The organism is Kitasatospora sp. NPDC059571, from assembly GCF_042735675.1.
Lineage (GTDB): Bacteria > Actinomycetota > Actinomycetes > Streptomycetales > Streptomycetaceae > Kitasatospora.
Genome location: NZ_JBHWBW010000016.1, coordinates 26,665 through 36,610, shown reverse-complemented (window position 1 = coordinate 36,610; position 9,946 = coordinate 26,665). Strand labels below are relative to the sequence as shown.

Below are 9,946 nucleotides of genomic sequence, written 5' to 3'. Positions count from 1 at the left end.
GCCGTGCGGCCTCCACGGCCTCGGCCGAGACGGTCACGTCTGTCATCAGGTGCTACTTCCTTGATCGGGAGTTACACCGTTCTTTTTACAGACCCTATCGGCACTTGGTTCCCGACCTCCCGCGGGCTGAACGCGGACGTCCCGGATGTCAGTCTTCCTAATGGTGTTGGCGGTCAGCCGCTGCTGGCTGTCCGGGTGGGCTATTCCTGCAGGTGTCTGAGGCCGGACGGGAAGTGTGGCCTACCTCACGAACAGGTTCGCCCTACCGGACTGCCAGGTTAGTGTCGGCTCCCCGCTTTCGCGGGCCCCGTCGGTCGAGTACGCCGAGTCCTGCCGCCAACTGACGGGAATGGCTGATGTGTCATGCCGCAGGCAGGAGCGAGAACTCCAGGGTTCGCTGCGAAATCCGCCGAACAGGGACGGCTCGGGGCCGGGCCATGTGCCGAAAGGTGTGCTCACCAGGCAGGCACGCACTCGGCCCGAACCCGGCAGCTGGCCTCGCAGGCGCCGGTGAGAAACGAGTCCGCCATGGGCAAGCACCACCACATTTCAGGAATCTCCCGCTTCACAACGCGCGTCCGTGTGGCGGGTGTCAGCGGAGTCGCCGTCGCAGCCTCACTTCTGAGTGCGACGCCCTCCTCCGCCGCCAGCGTCGCCACATGGAACGCTGTCGCCCAGTGCGAGTCCAGCGGCAACTGGGCCAACCACGACAGCGGCCACAACGGTCACTACGGCGGCCTTCAGTTCTCACCCTCGAGCTGGGCCGCCGCTGGCGGTCTGAAGTACGCGCCGCGTGCCGACTACGCTACGAAGGACCAGCAGATCGCTGTCGCCGAGAGACTCCTGGCAATGCAGGGGCCCGGTGCATGGGAGTGCGCCTCGGCAGGTGGTCTGACGGTCGGCGGCCCCACCACCAACGTCCACCCGAACCGGCCCACCATCTCCCGACCGGCGTCCGCCACCCAGGTTTCCCCGACCATGCCGGTCAAGGACCGGACCAGGCAGGTGAAGCACGGCCATCACACCCACACGGTCAGGCCTGGCGATACCTTGTCCGGCATCGCCCGGGCCAACCACCTGGCCGGTGGCTGGCACGAGCTGTACGGCCTGAACAGGGGCGTCATCAAAAACGCTGACCTGATCTTCCCGGGCCAGCACCTGCGTCTCGCTTGAACAACCGGCATTCCGGCGATGCGGACCGCTGCGCCCGCTTCATCCACCGGGCGGTTGCGACGTGAGCGCTGCGGGTGCGCTTGACGGTTGCTTGCACTGGGGGTCAGTCTTCTCGGAGCGTCGACACGGCTTTTCGGCAGGAGATGGAGGGCTCAGCCGAGCGCATCTACGTCGAACGTGTATCCCACCTCGTGAAGGCGGGTGGTATAGACCGGACAGCACGACCTCCTACGTGTCGCTCGGCGATTCGCTCGCCTCCGGGTACCAGCCCGACAACACCCTCATACACGGACAGGGTCTTCGAGCAGCTCAAGCGGCAGCAGCCCGGGCTCCAGCACACCCGGCCAGGTTGCACAGACGAGACCAGTACATCGATGATCGGCGGCGGCAAATGCGCCTACCCAGACGCCAAGTCGCAGCTGGATGCCGCTGTCAAGTTCCTGAGTTGGCATCAGGGGCAGGTGAAGCACCTGACCGTGGACATCGGCGCGAATGACATCGACCCGTGCATCTCCCCCGCCGATTCCATCGATTCGGCGTGCGTCCAAAGGCCACGGCAACCCCCACCCGGACCCTGCCGCAGACCATGGGCGCCGTCCGGCGCGCCGGAGGCACGCAGACGCTCTACGCCGGGATGACCTACTACAACCCGCTCCTGGCACTGTGGCTCAAGGGTGATACCGGACAGCAAGCCGCCGAGGTGTCCGACCAGTTGAACTTCCAGGCGAATGCCCAGTTGGCCCAGGCGTACGCCAGCGCCGGCTTCAAGGTCGCGGATGTGGCCAGCGCCTTCTCGTCCTCGGACTTCAGCACCCCATCCCAACTGCCCAACGTCGGCACGGTGCCGTTGAACCGCCCGGATCTGTCAGCTGCCTGAGCGTGCTCGCCCTATCAGGACATCCACGCCAATGAGGCGGGGCACCTTGCAACTGCCGGCACCTTCGCCACCGCACTGGCGCACGCCGGGGGCCGACCCAGCCCGAGCAGTACGGGCGCCCCGCCCCCGGCCACGACGCGGGCCACCTCGTCGGCGTCCGCGTCGCAGGACGGCCTCGCGTACACCGGCACATCCCGGAATACCCCGATCATCGCCCTGGCCGGGTGTGCAGCGGTGGCCGCGGGCGTCGGCGTCCTCGTGGCGGCCCGAACGCGCCGAGCTCGGAAGCACGGAGTAGACCCCACTCAGTAGGAGCACCTCCGGGCCCCTGTCGGAAGAAATGAATGCGAGGCATCTCACAGCATGCCCGGCGCTTGGGCCGGGCCCAGGTACGCGCCAAGTGGCGGATGTTATCGCCTCGGAGCGACCGCAGTGTGGGTACCGGAGACGGACCTCCGCCTCCCCGAACCTCCCATCAAGGCGGTGGCACGATGGCCGTCGATTCCCGCACACTGGGACCCCCGCCCACGCCACCTCACCGGGCCACCCCACCCCGACGGAGCCCGCAGCCAGGTCGGATCAAGCGGACGAGTTCTGCTTCTCGCAGGTCCAACACTCACGTGGACACCTCTGGTACGGCGACATCAGGCCCTCACGCACAGGCGTCCCGGTCTGCGACTGGTGCATCTGCTGCGGCCGAACCCGCGACGCGAGGGGACATTGATGGGCATCGCGAGGTACGTCACCGCAGACGAAATGGCCCCGCCCCAGGTTCGCGAGCTCCTCCGCCTGCGCCGGTCCGGACACCGTGGGATATCTCAAGGAAGGGCTCCCGTGCACAGAGAACGACTACGCAACAAGATCGAACAGATCGTCTCACAGTCATTCCCGGGTCACAGGAACTGCCCACCGGATCACGGCTGCCGTCGACCTCTACCTCCTGGATCAGCGACGTTGCCACCTTGATCGCGAAAAGGGCAAGAAAAGCGGCGGATGACAGCGCAATCGCCGCCACATGCAAAGAAATACGCACAGGATAGAACGCAAAGAGGGACATAATGCGCGAGATACTCACAAGTTGCCAGCTTGAGCTCCTACGGATGATCGCATCCGGAATGAGTCAGGCGAGGATCGCCGAGGAGGTCGGCAAATCCGAGGGCACGGTCAACCAGATGATGCACAAGATCCGAGAGCGCCTGGGAGTGGCCTCGACCGAGGAGGCAGTCATCGCAGCGGGCATGGTGCAGATGCCGCCCGCACCCAGACGGCAGGCCAGGCAGTCCCTGATACCCGACGACGATCCGCGCTTCGCAATCCGCGGGATGCAGCAGGTGCGCGACCGCCACGGAATCGTCCGCTGGAGAAGGATCTGAACAGCACTCCACCATCGGGACCTCGGAAGCACCCGCCCTCCATCTCAGCGAAGCGATCAGCGCCTGTAAGGCCGGCACGAGCACGCCGTGTCAGCGGCCGCCGCCAGACGTCAGCGTGGTGGCAGCCTCCGCCACGGGAACGGGCTTGTAGTAGCGGCGGACATTCTGGACGTTCTTGTGTCGGGACTTCTCCATCAGCATCGGCAGGCTCGCCCCGGCCCCGCCGAGATGGGTCAGGGAGGAGTGTCGCAGCTCGTGGAGGTCCCAGCCGCTGCCGGGCCCGCGCACCCCGGTGTGTTCGTCCAGCAGCGCGCGGGCCCGGCCATAGGAAAGCCTGGCGCGCTCGGTGTCCGGACAGATGTCACGTGGGCCCACCACCTTGCCAGGGCCGGGACGCCGGTGGGCCACGAACACCGGCCCGCGGGTACGCCCCTCCAGCAGCCTGCGCAGCAGGGTCGCGGCCCCACCGCACCAGGTGACGGTCTCAACGGTGAAGTCCTCGCGAGCACGGTCCCAGTGGTGGCTCACGGACTGAGTGCCGACCGTCCTCACCTGGCCGCGGCGACCCGCGAGGTCCAGGTCCTCAATGTTGACAGAGAGGATCTCCTCAGCCCTGGCGGCGGTCTCGTAGAGCATCCGCCACAGCGCCTTCTCCCTTAGATGGACCCCTTGCCGACGAATGAGTCGGTCGATCTCATGGCGGGAACGGGCAGGCGTGTTGGAGTCGGGCGGGGTGAGCCGCTTTGCCCAGGCCGGCACCGTCGGCCCTTCGTATCCGCATTCCTTGCACCAAGAGAGCCAGGAGAGAAGCGCCGCCCGCCGGGCGTTCCATGTGTTCGCTGCAGCAGTGCCCCACAGCAGTTCCAGGGCCTCTCTGATCTCGTCGTCCGCCACTTCCGCGAGTAGCTGGCCGCTGCCGAGCCACTGGACGGTCTTGCCCACCGCAACGCCATAACTGCGCACGGTGCTCAGACTGCCGAGCGAGGCCAGGTACATGTCGGCCGCTGCCCGGACGGTCAGCAACGTCTCAACTGGCAGTTGCACGGCTGTGGGCACCGTTTCCCCTCTTCATGCCGCCAGACCTTCGGATTGCGCGCAGGACGATCGACCGCGAGCCCCGGGGCCGACGCCGACGACCAACTTGTCGAGCGCACCGTCAACGGCCCAAGCCGGAAGGCCCTGGACCGAGCTCGGTGCGGCCCCAAGCTAGGCCCACGACCCGGATGAGTGGCACAGCAGGCTGCCACGCCCCCTGACGGCCAGCCGCCTCGCACCGATCGCTAGGACGAGCCACTCGATAAGTCACGGCAGCACATATTCGCTAGAATTTCCGATAATGAGCCATGGAGCTATCTTTTGGGTACTCGAAAGCTTAGGAGGCACCCCAGAACAAAAGGGGCCATTTTCCGAAATATTTTCCGAGCGGCTAATTTAACAACCCGGCCCCACCCCAACCAGTCCCAGCGGCGCATTTGAGACCGTGGTCCTACCGCGGCAGCGCCCCCAGCTCCGCGACAGGAGGCAAAGCCACGTGGCACCTCCTGGGGAAGGTGGTGACGGGACGGCAGCCGCCATCAAGGGGCTTCTTCTACCAGGCGATCCCCGCCCGCGTGCTCCATCTACGCACCGAAATGTTCAATGCCGTCAGGAGCCTGCGGTATACCAACAAGCGCCGGGCGGAATGGGTCCCACACTGGGTCCGTGAGCCTGTCGGCTGGGCAGGACCGGGTGACCAGCGAGATCGGCGGCCACTGCCGAGTACGTCCGAGCACCACCGGCCGCCCGGCACAAAGCGACAGCATCCCTCCGAAACTCATCCTCCGGACACAGAGACCTACGTCCCACCTGGACACCCCTTCCTGGACCATCAAGATCCATTGTCGGGACGTCCACTCCACAGGTTCAGCCTCACGGTCTCGTCCCGGCCGGGCGTGGGCGTGGCCTGCGGACCCAGGCCCCACAGCTCACCCATACCCACGGCCGTTGGCAGCCCGGGGGTCATGATGTCGGCATCTCCCATTAGCGGAACGTCGTGAGCGGTCAATCATGCGCCGAACCGTTTGGGTACCTCCCCCCTCGGCCTGACCACGTCGAGCCGCCAGACCATGCACCCTCGACCGACTGCCGCAGCCGTGCTGGACACGAACCGCATCAGACCGTCCGGCCCCTCGGGTGAACGTAGGCAAACCGATTCCCGCCAGACGGCACGGCCGGCGCGGTCTGCTCCACGTCACCGAGGAACAGACCGCGGCCGAAGCGCACGCCGAATCGGCATGGGCCAACCGCCCAGTCGGCTTCGTCTGGCTGCTGCCGGGCCTCCGATCGGCGCAAGCGTCACACCAGAAGCCGATCCTGCCAGTACGTGAACTGCCGCACCGCATCCCCCCGAACACACCACGGCCACTCCGTGACGGTAGGACCAAGCGCGCGGAAGGTTGCGGCCGCCTCGCCAAAGCGTTCAGCCTGAACCAGAACGTAGGCGAGCAGGTTGAGATCTGCCGGGGCGGCCGCGTGCGCTAGGAATCCCGGCTTGAGCCACTGTGCGGCTGCATCGTCCATCGCCTGCTGCGCAAGGGGTGCCGTCCAGTACTGCCCAATGCCAGGCGCACTTGGCTGCCCGGACAGCAAGCAGTGGTAACTGTCCGTCAGCGCAGCCAAGTGTAGTCCGACAGATGGCACGCCCGGCGGCATCGTGGCGCGAACCTTGTCCGCGAAGTCCAGAGCCCTGGCAGCCGAACCGCATTCGTCCGGGGAGAGGTAACGCAGCATCTGCCGGTGTGCCTCGCGATGCCACGGGTCGCGCGCGGTTGCCTCCTTCCACACTTCGAAAACCTCGTGGGCCGGGCGTTGCAGCCTGCGCAACGCAGCAAGCAGTACGACGTGGGGACTCGGGTGGGCGGGAAGGAGCCGAGCGCTGCGACGGCACAGCGACTCCACGTCGGCCAGTTCTATGTAGGGTTCGGCCGCGCCGCCTGTCAAACAGCTCAGCGCATAGAGCATGAGGGCGTACGGGTCGTCAGGTCGGCGGCTGTACCAGCCGTGGGCAATCCCGTGGATCCCGCTCCGTGCCAGAACACGCATGCGGTGGGTGCACCGGTCCCAGTCCCGCCCCGCCTCCTCGAGCAGCCGTTGGACCGCGGCCAGGACGAAGTCCTGCTCGGGTGCCCGGCCGGCGACGGCGACCCGCGACAGTAGCTTTCCAAGGTCGGGATCCGCAAGTTCCGCCACGAGACGGGGCGTAGCCCTTCCTCGTCCGAAGAGCTTCACGACAGGTAGCCACGCCGGGGCTCGGTTGTCAGGAGGCGATGCTCATCCGCCATCTGGTCCTGGCCGGGCGCCGGGGCAAGAACGTCCGGGACTGAGGTCTTCGCCCATGCCAAACCCGCATAGATCTCGGGGCGTCGGCTTCTCAGCCACAGTCCAAACCCAGTGCCGCCGACTACCGCCAGACCGAGCACCACGGGGAGCCCGACAACGACGGGATCCGCCGTTCCGGCGAAACGCCCATAGTTGGCGACCGACAACACCGTGCCGACGAGCAGGCCCACCGCCCCGATTGTGGGGGCAACCCGGGTACGCCACAGCCCCGACTCCGGGCTCCGGTGGAAGTGCACCACGATCGCAACTGCGGCAATTGCTTGCACAACGAGGATGCCTAGAGTGCTCAGACCCACCATCGACGTGGCCAGGTTGAGATACGGGTCGAGCCCCGCAGCTGCGAACGCTGCAACCGCCAGGGCAGTGACGGCGGTCTGTGCAAGGCTGGCGCAGGCCGGCGAGTAGCGGCGGGAGTCAAACCGGCCGAGCACGGCAGGCAACAGCCTCTCTCTCCCCAGAGCGAAGGTGTAGCGGCTGGCGGCATTGTGCATGGCCAGCATCGACGCCAGGAGCGCCGTGCACATCAGGATGGCCATCGCGCGGCTCAGCGGCTCCGACGCATAGGTGTCCACGAGGCCGAACATCAGATTGCCCAACTGGCGACGTGCACGTTCCTGGGTCTGATCGGCGCCGATCGCACCAATCGTGATCCAGCTGGTGACGACAAAGATCAGACCGATTGCGCCGACGGCCAGGTAGGCAGCACGCGGGATGCTCCGGGTCGGATCGGTCGACTCTTCACCGTACAGCACCGCGGACTCGTAGCCGGCGAAGCCGCTGAAGGCCATCATCAGGCCGAGGCCAAGACTGCCAGTGGTGATGGTCGCCGGGGCGAACGAGACTGCCGGAAAGGCGGCCGCGCCGAGGTGCGCAACAACAGCGAGGTCATAGACGGCCACCATGGCAATCTGGGCAACTAGTAGAACGGCAAGAACCTTGGCGGACAGCCCCACGGAGTGATAGCCGAGGAGACCCACCACCGCAAGGCCGCCACCTGCCAACAACATCCAGGAGACATGCAATCCGGACTTCGCGAGAACCAGGCTTGTGAAGTATCCGAACGCACCCACCAGGCCGATCGACATGGCCGTGTACGAGCACAGGGCCAGCATTGCCGCGCCCACACCCGCAGGCCGGCCCAGGCCCAGTCCCACGTACCTATAGAACCCGCCCGTACTGACCACCCGCCTGCACAGTGCCGCATACCCCACGCAGAAGCAGAGCTGCACGACCATGGCGACCACAAAAGTCGCAGGTACGCCGGGGCCATTGCCGAGGGCGAGCGCGAGAGGAAGGCTGCCCACCACGACACCCAGAGGGCCCGCGGCCGAGACAGCCAGCACCATCACCCGTCCTGCCGAAAGCTGTTGCCCCCGCGGCCTGTCGCCGTGACCGTTCATCACCCGCGTCCGGCCCACGTCACTTACCGGCGGGATCTTATTCACCTGTTGTCCTTGCACGCGCACAGTCCACCGGCCTACCCGGCCCAAGGGGAAGGTGCCAAGGACCTAATCCTCCAGGCCCCGGGTACCGTTCCCTCTCACCGTAGCCGCGGCGAGTGCGCGGGTGGGACCTCGGCTCCTGCATTCAATCCCCAGCAGCGGCGGCTGAGCCTCTTTCGTCCTGTCGTGGGAAGGTGAAATGGCAGGTCGGCGGGGTAGCTTGGCAAGACGGGGCTCCTGGTCGTTGTGTGGGTGATCTCTGCCCACCATGCCTTACCCGAGGAGTTGCTTGGTCCCCAATCCTGTCATGCTCGACATCCCGCACGAACTGGTCGAGCGCGTCTCCTGGCTGATCTACACCCGACGGCGTGAGCTGAACCGCGCTGGTGAAAGCTCGGCTGCTTCAAGCCGGCCCTGCTGGTCCTGGCCAGCCTGCGCAAGAACGAGACGCTCGCCCAGGTCGCAGGCGGCTTCGAAGTGTGGAGCGGTCGTCCTTCGAGGACGAGGCCGGGTCGCGATGACGCCACCGCGCCCGCCCCTGGGGCCGGCGCGGACACACCCGTCGCCCGCACCCGCCGCCGGATCCTTCGTGACTGCCATTTGCTACTACAAGGCCGGGGAGAAGAGCCGGATGATCTACCGACCCCGCTTCCACATGCCGGCAAGGTCGCCCGCAAGGGCTGACCCGCGCCCTCCGCCGAGCACTTCGCCATATCCAAGCTCTGGTCCACCCTCGTCGAGGGATACTTGCCCAGCGCCGGCCTGTCACCCACTCAACCGACCCCGCTCTGAACAGCTCATTGAACTCCTTTCATCCTGGGTTTTGTAGACGGCGCGGTTGACGTGGTTGGTCGAACAGCGGGCCTTACGGAAGATCCGCCAGGACTTAAGTCAGGCGAAGGGCACGTTCGCCAGGTGACCTGAAGCGGGCGTGGTCGCGGGTGTACTGCTTGTAGTGGTCGGGCAGTTCGTCGTGCCAGCAGATGGGAATGCGGACCGCGCCGCCGGCTCCCAGGTAGGCCCAGCCCGGAGCACGAGAATCTCCCTGGCCAGGTAGGCCTGGACGATGCCGTGGGCACGGGCGGCGGTCAGATCAGGGGTGTCCGGGCAGAACTCGGGAGAACCAAAGCGCCGGCCGTCCGGGGCGACGACGCCCTGCACGTCCGAAAGCTCCCTTACCCGGGCCTACCATCGCCTCGCGCGGCCCGCCGCCCATCCGGCCAGAACTCGACGGTCTCGTCAACGCACCGCCAGGCGGTCATCTCCGATACCCCGAAGCTGGCTCCGACCTGCGCAAGAGTCTCGTTCTTCCGCAGATGAGACAGGACCAGCAGGGCCCGTGAAGCAGCCCAACTTCCCACGTCGCAACCCGAGTTCACGAATTCAGGTATGGATCAGCCACCAGACCTGCTCGACCAACGTACGGGACATCGAGCAGGCTCGATACGAGACCAACAGGGCCCTCGGCAGCGACGTGATGAGCGAGATCACCACGGCAACGACGAGGGCCCTGTCACGTCACTGACACCCCAGCTGACCGGCGATTTCACCATGCCGGGCGAGGATGAAAGAGGTTCAGCAGAATCTGCACCATGGCCAACGGGAGGCTGTGAAGCGCCATCTGACAAGCATGGTCACGCCTCCGATCGGCCCGATGCTGCTGTCTATTCGGGGATCACGGTGCCGTTGCACAGCCTGGGGGC

Annotated in this window: 6 protein-coding genes and 1 pseudogene; 3 read left to right on the top strand and 4 right to left on the bottom strand. The window is 66.3% G+C overall.

Features of this window, described 5'->3' with window-relative positions:
• Positions 1-528: 528 nt before the first annotated feature.
• The 3 genes from ACFV0G_RS04100 (at position 529) to ACFV0G_RS04090 (ending at position 3,423) form a co-directional block, all read left to right on the top strand.
• Positions 529-1,173 carry a transglycosylase family protein gene (locus tag ACFV0G_RS04100; RefSeq protein ID WP_380541230.1) on the top strand — a complete coding sequence of 215 codons (645 nt, stop codon included), beginning with the start codon at positions 529-531 and terminating at the stop codon, positions 1,171-1,173.
• A gap of 634 nt (positions 1,174-1,807) precedes the next feature.
• Positions 1,808-2,050, top strand: coding sequence for a hypothetical protein (locus ACFV0G_RS04095; RefSeq protein WP_380541227.1), 243 nt, complete (start codon positions 1,808-1,810; stop codon positions 2,048-2,050).
• A 1,058-nt stretch (positions 2,051-3,108) separates the two neighbouring features.
• Entirely contained in the window at positions 3,109-3,423 is a 315-nt protein-coding gene (locus tag ACFV0G_RS04090) for a response regulator transcription factor (protein WP_380541224.1), read from the top strand.
• Between the two features lie 90 nt (positions 3,424-3,513).
• Here the strand turns inward: ACFV0G_RS04090 and ACFV0G_RS04085 are convergent, their stop codons facing one another.
• The 4 genes and pseudogenes from ACFV0G_RS04085 to ACFV0G_RS04070 form a co-directional block, all read right to left on the bottom strand.
• Positions 3,514-4,479 carry a tyrosine-type recombinase/integrase gene (locus ACFV0G_RS04085; RefSeq protein ID WP_380541221.1) on the bottom strand — a complete coding sequence of 322 codons (966 nt, stop codon included), beginning with the start codon at positions 4,477-4,479 and terminating at the stop codon, positions 3,514-3,516.
• A gap of 1,278 nt (positions 4,480-5,757) precedes the next feature.
• Positions 5,758-6,651, bottom strand: coding sequence for a hypothetical protein (locus ACFV0G_RS04080; protein WP_380541218.1), 894 nt, complete (start codon positions 6,649-6,651; stop codon positions 5,758-5,760).
• 35 nt (positions 6,652-6,686) lie between these two features.
• Positions 6,687-8,246: an APC family permease gene (locus ACFV0G_RS04075; protein WP_380541215.1), complete on the bottom strand. Its 1,560-nt coding sequence runs from the start codon at positions 8,244-8,246 to the stop codon at positions 6,687-6,689.
• A gap of 762 nt (positions 8,247-9,008) precedes the next feature.
• A pseudogene (locus ACFV0G_RS04070) lies at positions 9,009-9,737 on the bottom strand (transposase family protein).
• Between the last annotated feature and the right edge of the window lie 209 nt (positions 9,738-9,946).